Here is a 17,078-nt window from a genome sequence, read left to right on the forward strand (position 1 = left end):
GATTTGATTGCGGTCCTATTTCGTCACTTTGTATCGTTTTCGCGGCCTGCGCGCATGACGGCGCGTTGAAAGGCATTGGCGGTAGGCGACAGTTCGTCGCCATGGATCAGCCAGAGGCTGGTGCGGACCTGCGGGAAAAGGGGGCGCTGGATCAGCTTGTCCATGTACAGCCGCGACAGCGAATGGGCGAGGATGGTGACGCCAAAACCCGCGGCGACAAGGCCGAGCAGGGTCGCGACGCTGCTGACCTCCAGCGTGATGTCGGGCGCGAAACCAGCCTGATCGCACAGGGCGAAGAAATGATCGTTGAAGTCCGCGCTGCTGGCGGTGGCGTAGAGCACGAAGGGCACGCCCGCCAGATCGGCGATGGTGGGATCGGCATCCTGCTGCGCCAGGGCGTGATCCTGCCGCAGGGCCAGCAGCATCTCTTCCTCCAGCAACCATGTGCTGCGCAGTCCTTCGGGCAGGGATGGCGGCGCGACGGCGCGGACGATGCCGATGTCGAGATCCCCCCGTTCCATCATCCTGACCTGATCATCCTTGCCCAGTTCGTGGACGCGCAGGTCGACTTCCGGCTGGTTCTGGCGGAAATCGTGCAGCGCGTCGGCAATTTGCGGCACGAAGGGCGCGGACGCGGTGAAGCCGAGCGCCAGTCGGCCCAGATGACCGCTTTGCGCGCGCCGCGCGACATGGGCGGCGCGATCGGCCTGTTCCAGCGCCTTGCGCGCTTCGGGCAGGAAAAGGCGGCCCGCCTCCGTCAAGGCGACCCGGCGACTGGTGCGGTCGAACAGGCGCGCGCCCAGTTCCTGTTCGAGCATGCGTATCTGTTGACTGAGCGGCGGTTGCGACATGCCGAGCCGTTTGGCGGCGCGGCCGAAATGCATTTCTTCGGCAACGCAGATGAAATAGCGCAGATGTCGGAGGTCCATCGTATCAGGTCGCAATATATATCAATCATGCTTTTTTATATATTGGACACGAAAGAGACAAGTGCCCATAGCCCGGTCACAGGTAGCGTTTCGAAACTAAGGTTCGACGCCCGCACATGATCCACAGCTGTTCCGTGGCGAGCCGCCATGATAGCGTCATCCTGATCATCGTGCGGTTTTTCCTGAATGGAGAGGCCAGTATCAGGGATCGGCCGACAACCGTCGGTGCGATGCATGCGGGAGTCGTGGATTGATCGGGATCGTCAAGGTTGCGCTGAACAGGCCGCTGACCTTCATCGTCATGGCGATATTGATCGCAATCGTTGGCATCATGTCGGCGATCCGCACGCCGGTGGACATTTTCCCCAATATCCGCATCCCCGTGATCGCCGTCGCCTGGCAATATTCCGGCCTGCCGCCCGAAGACATGTCGAACCGCATCATCAGCCCCTATGAGCGGGTGCTGACCACCACGGTCAACGACATCGAACATATCGAAAGCCAGTCGATGCAGGGCATCGGCATCGTGAAGATATTCTTCCAGCCCGGCGCCGACATCCGCACCGCCACCGCACAGGTGACATCCGTGTCGCAGACGGTGCTGCGCCAGATGCCGCCGGGCGTCACCCCGCCGCTGATCCTGAATTACAGCGCGTCGACCGTGCCGATCCTGCAACTGGCCCTGTCGGGTCAGGGCCTGTCGGAACAGCAATTGTTCGACATGGGACAGAACCAGATCCGCCCGCCGCTGGTCACCATTCCGGGCCTTGCCATGCCTTTCCCATCGGGCGGCAAGCAGCGGCAGATCCAGATCGACCTCAATCCCGTGGCGCTCCAGTCCAAGGGGCTGACCGCACAGGATGTCGGCACCGCCATCGCCAACCAGAACCAGATCAATCCAGCCGGTTTCGTCAAGATCGGCGCGACGCAATATAGCGTGCGGCTGAACAACGCGCCCGGCACGATCGAGGCGCTGAACGACCTGCCGGTCAAGGTGGTGAACGGCGCCACCATCTATATGCGCGACATCGCCTATGTGCGCGACGGCAACGGCCCGCAGACCAATGTCGTGCATGTCGAAGGACGCCGGTCGGTGCTGCTGACGGCGCTGAAAAACGGTGCGACATCGACGCTGGCGATCGTGGACGGGGTGAAGGAAGCCCTGCCCAAGGTCAGCGAGACATTGCCCGAAAGCCTGAAAATCCTGGTGATCGGCGACCAGTCGCTGTTCGTGAAGGCGGCGGTCGAAGGCGTGATCCATGAAGGGGCGCTGGCCGCGGCGCTGACGTCGCTGATGATCCTGCTGTTTCTGGGCAGCTGGCGGTCGACCGTCATCATCGCCCTGTCCATCCCGCTGGCCATTCTGGCCGCCGTGGCGGCACTGGCGATGTTCGGACAGACGCTGAACGTCATGACGCTGGGCGGGCTGGCGCTGGCGGTCGGGATTCTGGTCGACGATGCGACGGTGACGATCGAAAATATCAACTGGCATCTGGAACAGGGCAAGGGGGTGGTGGAATCCATCCTGGACGGCGCGGCGCAGATCGTGACCCCGGCCTTCGTATCGCTGCTGTGCATCTGTATCGTGTTCGTGCCGATGTTCTTCCTGCCGGGCGTTGCGGGTTTCCTGTTCGTGCCGATGGCATTGTCCGTCGTGTTCGCGATGATCGCGTCCTTCATCCTGTCGCGCACATTGGTGCCGACCATGGCCATGTATCTGCTGAAGCCCCATGTGCATCATGGCGACGCGCATATGGCGGGCGAAGCGGGATCGAAAAATCCCCTCGTCCGGTTCCAGCGCGGGTTCGAAAAGCGGTTCGAGAAGGTGCGGCAATCCTATATCGGGCTGCTGCGTGGGGCGCTCAATGCGCGCAAGCCCTTCCTGCTGGGCTTCATGGGCGTGGTCATCCTGTCCTTCGGGCTGCTCCCCATGCTGGGCAGCAATTTCTTCCCGGCGGTGGATAGCGGGCAGATCGCCATGCATGTGCGCGTGCCGGTGGGCAGCCGTATCGAGGATACGGCGGCGCGGTTCGAACGGATCGCGGCCGCGGTCAAGGATATGGTGCCCGCGCAGGAATTGGGATCGATCACCGACAATATCGGCCTGCCGGTCAGCTCCATCAACACCGTCTACAACAATAGCGGGACCATCGGCCCGCAGGACGGCGACATGATGATCGCGCTGAAGCATGGCCATCGCCCGACCGAAGACATCGTGGCGCAGCTGCGCACCGAATTGCCGCGCCGCTTCCCCGGCACGACATTCGCTTTCCTGCCCGCCGACATCACCAGCCAGATCCTGAATTTCGGCGCGCCCGCGCCCATCGACATCCAGATTGCGGGCAAGAATGCCGACGCCAACCGCGCCTATGCGCAAAAATTGCTGGCAAAGGTCGCGGTCATCCCCGGCCTTGCCGATGCGCGCATCCAGCAGCCGGGCCGTTCGCCGCAGCTGGACGTCGATGTCGACCGGTCGCGCGCGGGGCAATATGGGCTGACCGAACGCGACGTGACGACCAGCCTTGCCAGCTCGCTTGCCGGGACGGCGCAGACCGCGCCGGTCTTCTTCGTCGATCCCAAGAGCGGCGTTTCCTACCCCGTCGTGGCGCAGGCGCCCGAATATCTGGTCGGATCGATCAGCGACCTGTCCAATGTGCCGGTATCGGCCGCGGGCGGCAGCAATGGCGCGGTGCAGCCGCTCGGCGGCCTTGCCACCATCGCGCGGTCGAGCACGGTGCCGGTGGTATCGCATTATAATATCGCGCCGGTGCTGGACATCTATGCCACGGTGCAGGGTCGCGACCTGGGCGCGGTGGCGGGCGACATCAACGCGGCGATCAAGTCGCTGGAAGCCGAAGTGCCCAAGGGCGCGACGGTCACCATGCGCGGCCAATATGCGACGATGAACACCGCCTTTTCGGGCCTTGGCTTTGGCCTCGCCGGGGCGATCATACTGATCTACCTGCTGATCGTCGTCAATTTCCAGAGCTGGGTCGATCCGTTCGTGATCATCACCGCCCTGCCCGCGGCGCTGGCCGGGATCGTGTGGATGCTGTTCGTGACCGGCACCACATTGTCGGTCCCGGCGCTGACCGGCGCGATCATGTGCATGGGCGTGGCGACGGCCAACTCCATCCTGGTCGTCAGCTTCGCGCGGGAAAAGCTCGCCGAACTGGGCGACGCCACCGCCGCCGCGATGGAAGCGGGGATGGTGCGGTTCCGCCCGGTGTTGATGACCGCGCTGGCCATGATCATCGGCATGGGTCCGATGGCGCTGGGCCTGGGCGAAGGTGGCGAACAGAATGCGCCGCTGGGCCGGGCCGTGATCGGCGGGCTGATCTGCGCCACGATCGCCACCCTGTTCTTCGTACCCGTGATCTTCAGCTTCGTTCACCGCCGCCGCAAGGCCGCCGACCCCCAGATGGAAATGCAGCCCAGCCATGCATGATATGAACCCGGAACAGCAGACCGACAGCGGCATCGACAAGAAGGTGATGAAGCGCGTGGGCATCGGTGCGGCCGTCGTCGCCATCGCCATTGTCGCCATCGGCACCGCGACGCGGATCAACGCGACCAACGAATTGCGCGAAACCGCCGCGCAGGCCGCCGTGCCGACCGTGGCGACCGTGAACCCCAAGCGCGACGACAATGATGGCGGCGCGCTGGTCCTGCCGGGCAATGTGCAGGCCTATAACAGCGCGGCCATCTATGCGCGGACCAATGGTTATGTGCGGCGCTGGCTGGCCGATATTGGCGACAATGTGCGGGCGGGCCAGTCGCTCGCCGTGCTGGACGCGCCCGAAGTGGACCAGCAGCTGGCCGCCGCGCAGGCCGATTACCAGACCGCGCTGGCGCAGCAGAAGCTGGCCGACACGACGGCGAAACGATGGGCCGTGATGCTGGAGAAGGACGCGGTTTCCAAGCAGGAGTCGGACGAGAAGAATGGCGATCTGGCGGCGCGATCGGCGGTCGCCAATGCGGCGCTGGCCAATGTGAAGCGGCTGCGCGCGTTGCAGGGCTTTACCCAGCTGGCCGCGCCGTTCGACGGGGTGGTGACGAGCCGTTCGGCACAGATCGGCGCGCTGGTGGTGGCGGGCAATGCCGCCGCGCAGCCGCTGTTCACCGTGTCGGACGTGCACCGCATGCGCATCTATGTCCGCGTTCCGCAGGGCTATTCTTCGCAGGTGCGCAAGGGCATGCCCGCCACGCTCACCCTGCCGGAATATCCGGGGCGGACATTTACCGCCACGCTGACCAGCAGCGCAGGCGCGGTCGATGCGCAATCGGGCGCGGTCCTGGTACAGTTGCAGGCGGATAATCCCGACCGCGCGCTGAAACCCGGCGCCTTTGCGCAGGTCCGCTTCGATGTGGGGCAAGGCGGCGGGAACGGCCTGATCCTGCCGGGCAGCACGATCCTGTACAGCAATGACGGTCCGACCGTTGCGGTCGTGGGCAATGACGGCCGCGTCGCCGTGCGCCCGGTGACCATCACGCGCGATGAAGGCGCGACCGTGCTGGTTTCGGGCGGCCTGCGCCCCGCCGACAAGGTGATCGATTCCCCGCCGGATTCGATCCGGTCGGGCGACCGGGTGAATGTGCAGGCGCCCGGCGGCAAGGGTACGGCCCATGGGAAATAAGGGCGTGCGGCGCAGATTGGCCGGCCTGAACTTTGGCATGCTGAACGTCGGCATGCTGAGCGTCAGCGTGCTGGCCGCCGCCATGCTGAGCGGATGTTCCATGGCGCCCGCCTATCAGCCGCCGCAGGTCGCCGCGCCGCAAGCCTTCAAGGAACTGGACGGCTGGGCGCAGGCGACGCCGATGGACACGGCCCCGCGCGGCGAATGGTGGGGCGCGTTCAACGATCCGGTGCTGAACGATCTGGAACAGCGGGCGGCGGCGGCCCGCCCGACCCTGACGGCGGCGCTGGCCCGTTATGATCAGGCGCTGGCGGTGGCGCGGGTCGAGGCTTCGGACCTGTTCCCCGATGTGAATGCCGGTGGCGACGCCAGTCGGCAGCGCGTGTCGGGCAACCGTTTCATGGGCAACGGCAATCCGCAAAGCTATAACGACTATATGGTCGGCGCATCGCTGGATTACGAGCTGGACCTGTGGGGCCGCATCCGCAACAGCGTGCGCGCGGCGCGCGCCGACGCGCAGGCGAGCGAGGCCGATCTGGCCGCGGCGCGGCTGAGTTTGCAGGCGGCCGTCGCCGATGCCTATGCACGGCTGCGCGGGCTGGATGCGCAGGCGGACCTGCTGCATCGTACGGTCGAAGCGTTCGAGCGCGCCTATCAGCTGACGAGCACGCGCCATGAGGGCGGCATCGCGTCGGGGATCGACGTCAATCGCGCGAAGACGACGTTGAGCAACGCCAAGGCGCGCATTTCCGCCGTGGCCAATGACCGGGCCGCCACCGAACATGAAATCGCCGCGCTGGTGGGCGTGGTGGCTTCCGATTTTTCGATTCCGCCCAAGGTCCAGAAGCTGAGCGCGCCCGACGTGCCGACCGGCGCGCCGTCGCAGCTGTTGCAGCGCCGCCCCGATGTCGCGGCGGCCGAACGGCGGATGTTCGCCACCAATGCACGCATCGGCGTGGCGAAGGCAGCCTTCTTCCCTACGCTGACCCTTGGGCTGAACGGCGGTTGGGAAACGACGCATGGCCAGTTGCTGACCACGCCCAACAGTTTCTGGGGCCTGGGGCCGCTGGCGGCGGCGGTCAACCTGTTCGACGGCGGGCGCAGGCAGGCGCAGGTCAAATTGTCGCGCGCCGAATATGAGGAGCAGGCAGCCGCCTATCGCGGCACCGTGCTGGGCGCATTCCAGCAGGTGGAAGACGGCATCGCCGCGCTGCGCCACCTGTCCGCGCAACTGGTCGACCAGCGCGACGCCGCGCAGGCGGCGCAGCGGACGAGCGATCTGGCCTTCACCCGTTATCGCGACGGTGCATCCGATTATCTGGAGGTGGTGATCGCCCAGACCGACGCGCTCAACGCCCAGAGCGCGTTGTTGAGCGCCCAGATCGCGCAGATGCGGGCCAGCATATCGCTGGTCAAGGCCCTGGGCGGGCCGACGACACAGGCATGACACGACCGGCATAGGGTATTTTCAACGCAGATGGCATCATCTGCCGGCTCGTAAAATGCGGGCCGTGAAAGACAAATGCGGCATGATCCGATGCAGTCTGACCGGATCATGCCTTAGCGCGTGGATTGGCGCAGGCGCGATCGGCAGGCCAGAGCGCGCTGCGTTGAATGGCAGGCAGATCGTGCGCTCTAACTTCTGGTTGTCGCATCGTTTCAAGCGGAAAACCGGTTCCCACTTTTCCGCACGATGCTCTATGCGCCGCTTCTCTGCCAGGCCGCCCAGCGCATCGACAGCCCCCTCACCGGGGCGAACGGGATCAGGCGCGGCACCAGCTTTCGATGATGTCATCGATGCGCGCGCCACTCAACCCCTTGTCCGCAAATTCGAGCGTGGCGACATCCAGAATGTTGAGCCGGGTTTCTTCCGCTTCGCCGGCCTGTCCGCTCGCCTTGCCGTCATTCACTGTCGGCGATGTTCTGGCCACGCAAAACCCTTCCCTGTCTGCGACAGGGCATCGCTTGCCGGCGCAGGCCCATACAAGAGAGGATGATAGCTATCGGGAAAAGGCCGATAATGGACCGGGTCAGTCCAGCAGTGTGCGCAAAGGTGGCATGGCGGCGGCGCCATGATCCTCCAGAGCATCCAGCGTGGCGATGGCCATGGCGCGATATGCCGGGAGAAGCCGGGGCTGATCAGCCGAGAGCGCGGTCAGATGACGGGCGATGCTGTCCACGTCGCCACGCAGTAACGGTCCGGATAGTCCGCCGATCCCGCGATCAAGCCCGTTGTCCAGCGCCGCACGCACCAACGGCGCGAGCAGCGCGGACGGATCGGCTATGCCCGCCATGGCGAGTGCGTCCCGCGACCCGGCGATGAGGGTGACGAGATGGTTGGCGGCATGACATAGCGCCGCATGATACAGGGCGCGCTGATCCTCCCCCACCTGCTCCGCGACGCCGCCGAGCCGGTCCACCAACTGGCGGGCGGCCAGAATGGCCGGTGGCGTCCCGGCGGTGATGACGAAGCGGGCGCCCTTCATGCGCGCAACTTCCAGAGAAGGATCGCCGGTGAAGGTCATGGCAGGGTGCACGGCCGCGGTCAGCGCGCCGCGACTGGCAAGAGGCGACAAGGAAGCAGCGCCGGAGCGGCCGCTCATATGGGTGACGAAGGCAGCGGACGCTTCGGGCATAGCGTTGGCGATCCGGTCCACGATGTGCGGGATCGCGTCATCCGACACCGCGATCAGGATCAGGCCGCAGGTGGAAGCGATCGTCGCCAGATCCGGCGCGGCAATGGCGCCGGGGATGGCCGAAGCCAGTGCGTGGCTTTTGCCGTTATCGCGCCCCCAGATCAGCAGCGGCGCAGCCGAATGCCCATGCATTGCCAGCGCCATCGCATGGGCGACGCGCCCGGTGCCGATGATGGCGATCCTGCTATAGAGGGGATGGGCCTGCATGATGGCGGGATGTATCGTCCGTTCGGACCCCCTGCAATGCCGTTCGGTCGTGCGAGGATGGGCGGCCCGTTAAGGACATTTCGCAAGGCGATGGCATGATATGCGCCATATGGTGACGATATGCGCTATGTCCTGACCGCCACTGCCCTTGCCATTCCGGCCGCCGGACAGGCCGCCGATGTGCCGTTGTCGCCCATCGGCCTGCCCTTTCAACCCGGTGCGCCGGTGCCGGTCGCGCCGGACCATCCGCTCTATCATCGCGTCGCCATCGATCCCGTTGCGGATATGCCGGGCGTCGTCGGCGCTTCGGCCACGGGCGGCATCATGGGCGCGGCAAAGCGATCCAGTTTCGAGAAGGCGCTGCGCGAAACGCTGGAGAAGCTCAATCTGCTGGCGCCGGACGATGCGACGGCAAAGGTCAGGCTGACGCCGCGCTGGATCGGGATGGATGCGCCGTTCAGGATTTCCTTTTCCAGTCAGGCAACCGTCCGCATGGGATGGCGCGTGACGCGGATCGACAATGGGCAGGCGATTTTCGACCGGGACATCGAAACATCGGCGGAATCGAAAGGCGGCAGCGGCAGCGAACGCGCCACCGGTGTCGGGCGGGTCGCATTGATGACCAATATCGCATCGGCGATGCGCTGCATCGACATGGCCGCCTATGGCCGGGCGCCGCAGGATTGCGCGCTGACGCCCGGCTTCACCTATCACGCGCCGACCTATCGCTTCGTCTATCTGCCCTGATGAACGACGCAGGTCGGTTCGATCAGGCGCGGGCGGCGGTGATGATGATTTCGACCTTGTAATCCGGCGTCGCCAGTTTCGATTCACCAGTCGCGCGGGTCGGTGCGGGCACGTCGGCGATCCACGCGTCCCAGACGCCGTTCATTTCATCGAAGGTCGCCATGTCGGCCAGCCAGATGGTGGCGCGCAGGATATGCGCCTTGCTGCTGCCCGCGAGGGTCAGGAGGCGTTCGATTTCGTCCAGCGCGGCCTGCGTCTGAATGGCGACCGTTTCGCCTTCGCCGATCTGGCCCGCCAGATAGACGGTGTCGCCATGAATGACCGCTTCGGACATGCGCGGGCCGGTTTCTATACGGGTGATGGTCATAGGATTATCCCTCAGTTGCGGTAGCGAGACAGAGCGAGGTCGGCGGTTTCGATCGCCGGTGCCCGCCCGCTGATGATGTCGGCGATGACATGGCCCGAACCGCAGGCCATCGTCCAGCCCAGCGTGCCGTGGCCGGTGTTGAGGAAGAGATTGTCGATCTTCGTCGCGCCGACGACCGGGGTGGAATCGGGCGTCATGGGGCGCAGGCCGCTCCAGAAGGTCGCGCGGTCCAGATCGCCCGCGCCGGGGAAGAGGGTGCCGACGCTATGGTTGAGCGTATCGCGCCGCGCCTGTGGCAGGTCGTTGGTATAGCCCGACAGTTCGGCCATGCCGCCCACCCGGATGCGATCGCCAAGGCGGGTGATCGCCACCTTGTAACTTTCATCGAGCAGGGTCGAAACCGGCGCGCGGTCGGCATCCACGATGGGCGCGGTGATCGAATAGCCCTTTACCGGATAGACCGGCAGGCGCAGGCCGAGCGGAGCCAGCAGCAGCGGCGAATAGCTGCCCATCGCCACCAGATAGGCGTCGCCATGGACCGGCCCCTGCGCCGTCACGACATGGGCGATCCGGCCGCCTTCGGTCACGAGGCCCTGAATATCATGGCCCATCAGGAAACGGACGCCCTGCGCCCGCGCCATGTCGGCCAGCGCATTGGTGAATTTGAAACAGTCGCCGGTTTCGTCATGGGGCAGGCGCAGGCCGCCCACGATCGATGCGGCGCTGGCGGCAAGGCCGGGTTCAGCGGCAAGGCATCCGGCGCGGTCCAGCACTTCGAACGGGACATTGTCGGCGCGCAGCACCTCTATATCCCTGGCGATGCCGTCCATCTGCTTGTGTTCGCGAAACAGCTGGAGCGTGCCGCGGCTGCGTTCGTCATAGGCGATGCCGGTCGCTTGGCGCAGGGCGATCAACATGTCGCGGCTATGTTCGGCCAGACGCACCATACGGCTTTTGTTCACGCGGTAATCCGCCGCATTGCAATTGCCCAGCATCGCCACCAGCCAGCGCAGCATCGCCATATCGACCTTTGGCCGCAGGATCAGCGGGGCATGGCGCATGAACAGCCAGCGCAGCGCCTTGGCTGGAATGCCGGGCGCGGCCCATGGCGAGGCATAGCCGGGCGAAATTTCGCCCGCATTGGCGAAGCTGGTTTCCTGCGCAACGCCGGGCTGGCGATCGACGACGGTAACCTCGTGCCCCGCCTGCGCCAGATACCAGGCCGATGTGACGCCGATGACGCCGCCGCCCAGAATGACGATCTTCATGCGCTGATGCTCCCCATGTCTGCGGTGACGGGCGCGGGCAGATAATCGCGCGCATAGCGGCGGCCGAGCCGGGTCAGGATTTCGTAGGAAATGGTGCCTGCGTCCGCCGCGACCGCATCGATGCTCTGATGCGGGCCGATCAGTTCGACCGGCGCGCCGGGATAAAGCAGATCGTCCGGTATGTCGGTGACGTCGATGCCCATGCTGTCCATCGAAACGCGGCCGATGAGGGGCACGCGGATGCCGCCGATATAGGCGCTGCCGCGATTGCTGAGATGGCGGGGCCAGCCATCGGCATAGCCCACCGAAAGGGTGGCGACATGGGTCGGGCGATCGCAGCGGTGGGTAAGACCATAACCCACCCCTGCCCCGGCGGGCACATGGCGCAGTTGCATGATATAGGCGTCGAGGGCGATGACCCCGTCCATGGGATTGGGATCGCCATGGGGCGCCCCGCCATACAGGGCGATGCCGGCGCGCACGATGTCGCCATGGGCGACGTCCAGAGCCATGGCGCCGCCCGAATTGTCGATGGAGCGCGGCACGCCGGGGAACTGATCTGCAAGACGGGCGAAGAGGGCGCGCTGATCTTCGTTCGTTACGTTGTCCGGATCGTCCGCGCAGGCGAGGTGCGTCATGATGAGACCGATGTCGATCCCGTCGAAGCGATGGGTGTGATCGCGCAGGATCGCCAGCTCCTCAGCGGACAGACCGAGGCGGGACATGCCGGTATCGACCTGAATGACCGCGGGGAGCGGATGGCCAAGATCGCGGGCAAGGGCGCTCCAGCGTTCGATTTGCGGCAGTGCGTTGAGCACCGGGACGGCGCCGATGGCGGCGCATTCGGCCTCTGCCCCCGGTGGCAGGCCATTCAGAACATAAAGGGCCGCGTCATGGGGCAGATGCGGTTTGAGTTCCGTCGCTTCGCACAGATGGGCGACGAAGAAATGGCGACACCCGGCCGCCAGCAGCGCCTGCGATACGGGGAGCGCGCCAAGACCATAGGCATCGGCCTTTACCACCCCGGCGACCCGCGCCGGCGCCACCTGTGTCACGATCCGCCGATAATTGGCCACCAGCGCACCCAGATCGATGCGCAGGCAGGCCGCCGTTCCCAATTGCATGGCCGTCCTCTTCATTATGATCGCACCATAGCCGACGCTTCTTCGAATAGGAGTGCAAAGTACGGACGATTATTGCATAAACACCATGTATGAACACGATCGTCCCGCAGGATTTGCAGAATTGACCAGCACGCTGGATAATGCCGATCGCGCCATATTGCGCCTTTTAAAGTTGAATGCGCGGCGATCCAATGCCGAGATCGCAGCGCAGGTCGGACTATCCCCATCCGCCTGTCACCGGCGGATCAGGCAGCTGGAAAATGAAGGCTATATTCGCGGCTATACGCTGATCGCGGGCGGGCGGGACGAACATGCCATGGTCAATGTGCTGGTGCAGGTGACGCTGGACCGGCAGACCGACGATTATCTGGCGCGGTTCGAACATGCGGTGCGGCAATGCCCGGAAATCCGTGAATGTTTCCTGATGACGGGCGCGGTCGATTACTGGCTGCGCGTGGAGGCGGAGAGCGTGGACGCCTATGAACGCATTCACGGCGAGATATTGTCGCGCCTGCCCGGCGTGACGCGGATCAACAGCAATATCGCGATGCGTGACGGGCTGAGACCGCGACGGGGCAAGGGTTAGAGCATTTAGCCGTCATCTGGGACAGATGACGGCGCGTACAATGCGGTCGACAACAGACATGCGGCGCATGATGCGGTGCGATCCTATCGGATCATGCCCTAGGCGGCGAACTCCGCGCGGATGGCGTCGCCATGCTCGCCGATCTGCGGCGCGGCGACGGGGCGGTGCGGGCGATGACCGTCGATGCGGACCGGCGCGCGGGTCGTCATCATGGGGCGATCGCGGGTGGGCAGGCTTTGCAACTGGTCGAGCCGGGCGAAAGCCTGCGACGCGAGCAGCGCGGGCCAGTCCAGCACCTGCGCGCACCAGACATCCTGCGTACGCAGATGCGCGATCCAGCTGGCCGTGTCCCGCTGCACCAGTCGGTCGGCGATCCGGGCCTGAAGATCGTCGCGGTCGGTGAAGGCGTCGCCGGTCAGGTCGATGTCCAGCATCGCCTGCAACTTGGGCAGCGGCGTCATCGCCAGCGCAAGCCAGCCGTCCGCCGTGCGATACACGCCATAGGGCGCGGCGAGATAGGCATGGGCGTTGCGCATTTTTGCCCGGCGCGGCAGGCGACCGCCATCGTTCAGATGCGTGGTCAGCACTTCGAACTGAAAATCCACCATCGCTTCCAGCAGGCTGGTTTCGACATGGGCGCCCTGCCCCTTTATCGATCGGCGGACGAGCGCGGCCAATATGCCTTCGGTCAGGACATGGCCCGCCAGCATGTCGGCAATGGAAAGGCCGAAGGGCACCGGGCCATCATCCGCATTGCCGCTGAGCCACATGGCGCCCGACAGCGCCTGCGCCAGCAGATCCTGCCCCGGCAGGCCGACCCATGGGCCGTCTTCGCCATAGCCCGATATGCTGCCCACGATCAGGCGCGGGTTGCGGGCGCGCAGCGCCTGCGGCCCGACGCCGAGCCGGTCGGCAACGCCGGGACGGAAATTCTGGATCACGACATCGGCACGGGCGGCGATGCGATAGAGAAGGTCGCGGTCGGCTTCGTCGCGATAGTCGAGCGCGATGCTTTCCTTGTTCCGGTTGATGGCGTGGAACAAGGTGGAATCCCCGCCAATGTCGGTGTTGGTCAGATAGAGGGTGCGGCAGATGTCGCCGATGCCGGGTCGTTCGACCTTTATGACCCGCGCGCCCAGATCGCCAAGGCGCAGCGCCGCCGAGGGGCCGGACAGGAATTGCGCCATGTCCAGCACCAGCAGGCCATCGAGCGGCAGATCGTCTTGCATCAGAAGCTTTCAGCGAAAAGGCGGTTGAGCGCAGCGATGACGGAGGCGGCGGCTTCGCGGGTGCGCAGGGCCTGATTCAGGCGGTCGGACGCCTGCTGCTGGAACGCCATATAGCCATCGTGGCGCGGGCGCAGCCATGCCCGGTCCAGCGTGGCGCGGGTGGCGCGGTAGAAATCGGCGGTTCCCGCGTTGACGGCATCATCCTCCCACGCCTGCGCATGGCCGGGCTGCCCCCCGGAACGGGCATAGAGGCTGGTCTGGATCGCGCCGCCCGCAACCCATTGGGCGAAGGCGGCGGCCTGTGGGATGGAGGCGCTGCTCGCGGAAATGGCGAGGCCCGTGCCGCCCAGCGCCGATCCGGCAGGCCCGGCCGCACCCGTCACCGGCATGTCGTGGAAACGGACGCGGGTGGGCAGGAACCCCGCCTGCGCATAGCTGACATAACCGTAAATGAGCGGCGCGGCGGCGATCGAGGAGTCCGCCGTTCCCATGGCGTTCAGGACGGCGATGGGGTCCTGGTCGTAAGCGATGGGGTCGATCAGGTCGGCGAGGTGTAGCAGGCGGTCATAGGGCGTGGCGGCATCGGCCGGAAACAGATCCGGGCCATCGACATTGAGTGTCACCCCGTCGAGGCCGCAGAGCGAGAAGAGCGACATGAGGCTGTGAGGCGCGCGCAGCGGCAGCGCCAGTTGCCCGGCCCTTGCCAGTGCGACGACATCGTCCCAATTTTCGAGCGGCCGTTCGATGCGGCCGGGCACCCATGCCTGCACCTGCGTCGCGGCGTCGATGGGGAGCGCCCATTGGTGCCCCCGCCAATGATAGCTGGGATAGGACAGGCCCACCGACCCCTGCGCTATGTCGGCCAGCGCGTCGGCGTCGCACGCTTCGTCCAGCGGGACGAGACATCCCGCATCGGCAATCTGGCCGACATGGGGATGGTCGATCACGATGAAATCATATTGGCGCGCCAATTCCTCGACCGGGAACGTCTCGAAATCCTGAAGCGAGCGACGGTCCCAGATAATGTCCTGACCGGTCATCGCCTTCCATTCGCGCGACGCCGCGATCAGTGGATCGACACCACGCGGATGGTCCCATGTCATGCCTCGCATCGCGCCCCTCCAGTTACTCAGACAAATATATTGACTCGGTTCGCGCTCATCCATAGCTTAAGAAAATATCATATTAAATGACAATTGTTTGGAAGAGGGCGCGCGCTTGTCATCGGATGGATCGGATCGGACGATGCGGCTGCCTCTGGCCGGGCTGACGGTGCTGGATTTCAGCCAGTTTCTGGCGGGGCCGTCGGCCGCGCTGCGCCTGAGCGATCTGGGCGCGCGGGTTATCAAGGTAGAACGGCCCGACGGCGGCGATGCGAGCCGAGGCCTGTATCTGGCCGACCTGCCCTTCGATCAGGACAGCGCGCTGTTCCATGCCATCAATCGCGGCAAGCAGAGCCTGACCGCGGACCTGAAGGATGGCGACGATCTGGCGCTGGTGAAGCGGTTGATCGGGACGGCCGACGTGCTGATCCATAATTTCCGGCCGGGGATTATGGAGCGGCTCAGCCTCGGCTGGGATGATGTGCGGGCGATCAATCCGCGCCTGATCTATGCCGGGGTCAGCGGATATGGGCCGGATGGGCCATGGCGCGACCGGCCGGGGCAGGATCTGCTGGTGCAATCGCTGTCGGGTATCGCCTGGCTGTCCGGCGATGGCGACGGGCCGCCGGTGCCGGCGGGGCTTTCCATCACGGACATGATGGCGGGCGCGCAGCTGGTGCAGGGGATATTGGCGCTGCTGGTGCGGCGGGGCATGAGCGGAGAAGGCGGGCGGGTCGACGTCAGCCTGATGGAAACCGCGATCGACCTGCAATTTGAACATCTGGCGGTCTATCTGAACCGGGGCGGCGCCATGCCGGGGCGCAGCGATGTGGCGAATGCCAACCTCTATCTGGCCGCGCCCTATGGCATTTATCGGACGGCGGACGGCCATATCGCGCTGGCGATGACGCCGGTGGACCGGCTGGGCATGCTGATCGGGTGCGCGGGACTGGCCGAATTTCCGAAGGATCGATGGTTTGCCGAGCGCGATGCGATCAAGGCGATGCTGCGCGATCATCTGGCAACGCAGGGCAGCGTGCACTGGCTGGCGATACTGGAACCGGCGGGGATATGGGCCGCGCCGGTGCAGGATTGGCCGACGCTGACCGGCAGCGCCGGTTTCGCCGCGCTGGACGCGGTGCAGCAGGTGACGGCGCCCGATGGTGCGACGCTGGCGCTGACGCGATGTCCGATCCGGGTGGATGGGCAGATCATCAGGAATGAGCGGGCGGCCCCGCGACTGGGCGCGGACAGCGCCGCCATCCAATCCGAACTGACAGGTGCGCCATGATAATCGAGCAATATTTTGAGGATTACGAGATCGGATCTGAACGGCAGAGTTTCGGGCGGACGATTACCGAAACGGATTTCGTGGTCCATGCCGGGCATACGGGCGATTTCTTTCCGCACCATATGGATGCGGACTGGTGCGCGACGCAGGATTTCGGGCAGCGGATCGCGCATGGGACGATGGTGTTCAGCATCGGCATCGGGCTGACCGCGACGGTCATCAATCCGCATGCCATGTCATACGGCTATGATCGGCTGCGCTTCATCCGGCCGGTCCATATCGGCGACACGATCCGCACCATCACCCGCATCGCCGACAAACACGACCATCCCAAGCGCGCCAGCCATGGCGTGGTGACAGAGGCGGTGGACATCCGCAACCAGCGCGACGAAACCGTGCTGGCGTGCGAGCATCTCTATCTGGTGGCGCGGCGGGGCGCCTGATGCCGCTGCGGGCGCGCCATATCCTGACCGGCTTGTCGGTCGTGGCCCTGGTGGTCGCAGCGGCTTCCCTGCTGGGCGTGCGGCAGGTGGTGATGGCGGCGCGGCCGCCCGCTCCTGCCCTGCCTGCCGGGGGTGATCGTTACGGGTTGTCGACGGTGGGGTTGAGCTATCCCTTTGCCGCCGCCATTGCCAAGGGGTTCAGCGATGCGGCGGGCAAGGCGGGGGCTACGGCCGTGGTGCTGGACGCCAAGGGCGGCGTGCAGAAGCAGGCGAACGACATAGACGACCTGATCGCGCAACAGGCCAGGGGCATCGCCATCATGCCGATCGACAGCGTGGTGGCGCAGGGTTGGGTCGAACGGACCCTGCGGCGGGGCATCCCGGTAGCCTCAGTTGCCGCGCTGATCGGCGATCCCCGGACGCGGGACGTGCGCGATGTCTATCCGGGGCT

At 65.3% G+C, this 17,078-nt stretch carries 16 protein-coding genes; 8 read left to right on the plus strand and 8 right to left on the minus strand.

The window, feature by feature from the left end; all coding sequences use genetic code 11:
* Positions 1 to 23 precede the first annotated feature (23 nt).
* A complete protein-coding gene (locus ACOJSJ_RS14250; RefSeq protein WP_420145636.1) occupies positions 24 to 929 on the minus strand; it encodes a LysR substrate-binding domain-containing protein in 906 nt (301 codons plus the stop codon).
* 250 nt (positions 930 to 1,179) lie between these two features.
* Between ACOJSJ_RS14250 and ACOJSJ_RS14255 the strand changes: the two genes are divergently transcribed.
* Genes ACOJSJ_RS14255 through ACOJSJ_RS14265 form a run of 3 tightly spaced genes read left to right on the plus strand, consistent with a single transcriptional unit; the run spans position 1,180 to position 7,013 of the window.
* Positions 1,180 to 4,377: an efflux RND transporter permease subunit gene (locus ACOJSJ_RS14255; protein ID WP_420145637.1), complete on the plus strand. Its 3,198-nt coding sequence runs from the start codon at positions 1,180 to 1,182 to the stop codon at positions 4,375 to 4,377.
* Positions 4,370 to 5,566, plus strand: coding sequence for an efflux RND transporter periplasmic adaptor subunit (locus tag ACOJSJ_RS14260; protein ID WP_420145638.1), 1,197 nt, complete (start codon positions 4,370 to 4,372; stop codon positions 5,564 to 5,566). Before ACOJSJ_RS14255 ends, ACOJSJ_RS14260 begins: the two co-directional genes overlap by 8 nt.
* A gap of 37 nt (positions 5,567 to 5,603) precedes the next feature.
* Positions 5,604 to 7,013, plus strand: a complete 1,410-nt coding sequence (locus tag ACOJSJ_RS14265; protein ID WP_420145651.1) for an efflux transporter outer membrane subunit — start codon at positions 5,604 to 5,606, stop codon at positions 7,011 to 7,013.
* Positions 7,014 to 7,329: 316 nt separating this feature from the next.
* Here ACOJSJ_RS14265 and ACOJSJ_RS14270 read toward each other — a convergent pair whose 3' ends face one another.
* On the minus strand, positions 7,330 to 7,497 hold the full coding sequence (locus tag ACOJSJ_RS14270; protein ID WP_420145639.1) for a hypothetical protein: 168 nt from the start codon (positions 7,495 to 7,497) through the stop codon (positions 7,330 to 7,332).
* 99 nt (positions 7,498 to 7,596) lie between these two features.
* Positions 7,597 to 8,469, minus strand: a complete 873-nt coding sequence (locus tag ACOJSJ_RS14275; protein WP_420145640.1) for a Rossmann-like and DUF2520 domain-containing protein — start codon at positions 8,467 to 8,469, stop codon at positions 7,597 to 7,599.
* Between the two features lie 120 nt (positions 8,470 to 8,589).
* On the opposite strand from ACOJSJ_RS14275, the gene ACOJSJ_RS14280 reads away from it, so the two are divergent.
* Entirely contained in the window at positions 8,590 to 9,216 is a 627-nt protein-coding gene (locus ACOJSJ_RS14280; RefSeq protein WP_420145641.1) for a hypothetical protein, read from the plus strand.
* A gap of 22 nt (positions 9,217 to 9,238) precedes the next feature.
* On the opposite strand, the gene ACOJSJ_RS14285 is transcribed toward ACOJSJ_RS14280, so the two are convergent.
* The 3 genes from ACOJSJ_RS14285 to alr are packed head-to-tail and all read right to left on the minus strand — an operon-like array spanning position 9,239 to position 11,975.
* Positions 9,239 to 9,583, minus strand: a complete 345-nt coding sequence (locus ACOJSJ_RS14285; RefSeq protein ID WP_420145642.1) for a RidA family protein — start codon at positions 9,581 to 9,583, stop codon at positions 9,239 to 9,241.
* Positions 9,584 to 9,594: 11 nt separating this feature from the next.
* Entirely contained in the window at positions 9,595 to 10,851 is a 1,257-nt protein-coding gene (locus ACOJSJ_RS14290; protein WP_420145643.1) for a D-amino acid dehydrogenase, read from the minus strand.
* Complete coding sequence (gene alr / locus ACOJSJ_RS14295; protein WP_420145644.1) at positions 10,848 to 11,975, minus strand: alanine racemase; 1,128 nt, start codon at positions 11,973 to 11,975, stop codon at positions 10,848 to 10,850. The genes ACOJSJ_RS14290 and alr overlap by 4 nt, the downstream gene beginning before the upstream one ends.
* An 85-nt stretch (positions 11,976 to 12,060) precedes the next feature.
* On the opposite strand from alr, the gene ACOJSJ_RS14300 reads away from it, so the two are divergent.
* Positions 12,061 to 12,561, plus strand: coding sequence for an Lrp/AsnC family transcriptional regulator (locus tag ACOJSJ_RS14300; RefSeq protein ID WP_420145645.1), 501 nt, complete (start codon positions 12,061 to 12,063; stop codon positions 12,559 to 12,561).
* A gap of 98 nt (positions 12,562 to 12,659) precedes the next feature.
* On the opposite strand, the gene ACOJSJ_RS14305 is transcribed toward ACOJSJ_RS14300, so the two are convergent.
* A complete protein-coding gene (locus ACOJSJ_RS14305) occupies positions 12,660 to 13,790 on the minus strand; it encodes a CaiB/BaiF CoA transferase family protein (protein ID WP_420145646.1) in 1,131 nt (376 codons plus the stop codon).
* Positions 13,790 to 14,893 carry an extracellular solute-binding protein gene (locus tag ACOJSJ_RS14310; RefSeq protein WP_420145647.1) on the minus strand — a complete coding sequence of 368 codons (1,104 nt, stop codon included), beginning with the start codon at positions 14,891 to 14,893 and terminating at the stop codon, positions 13,790 to 13,792. Before ACOJSJ_RS14310 ends, ACOJSJ_RS14305 begins: the two co-directional genes overlap by 1 nt.
* A gap of 142 nt (positions 14,894 to 15,035) precedes the next feature.
* Between ACOJSJ_RS14310 and ACOJSJ_RS14315 the strand changes: the two genes are divergently transcribed.
* The 3 genes from ACOJSJ_RS14315 to ACOJSJ_RS14325 all read left to right on the plus strand — a co-directional run.
* On the plus strand, positions 15,036 to 16,184 hold the full coding sequence (locus ACOJSJ_RS14315) for a CaiB/BaiF CoA transferase family protein (RefSeq protein WP_420145648.1): 1,149 nt from the start codon (positions 15,036 to 15,038) through the stop codon (positions 16,182 to 16,184).
* Positions 16,181 to 16,627 carry a MaoC family dehydratase gene (locus tag ACOJSJ_RS14320; protein WP_420145649.1) on the plus strand — a complete coding sequence of 149 codons (447 nt, stop codon included), beginning with the start codon at positions 16,181 to 16,183 and terminating at the stop codon, positions 16,625 to 16,627. Before ACOJSJ_RS14315 ends, ACOJSJ_RS14320 begins: the two co-directional genes overlap by 4 nt.
* Positions 16,627 to 17,078 (plus strand): substrate-binding domain-containing protein (locus ACOJSJ_RS14325; RefSeq protein ID WP_420145650.1); only part of this gene is annotated, 452 nt, incomplete at its 3' end. The genes ACOJSJ_RS14320 and ACOJSJ_RS14325, both read left to right, overlap by 1 nt.

Source organism: Sphingobium sp. (assembly GCF_048594625.1).
Taxonomy (GTDB): domain Bacteria; phylum Pseudomonadota; class Alphaproteobacteria; order Sphingomonadales; family Sphingomonadaceae; genus Sphingobium.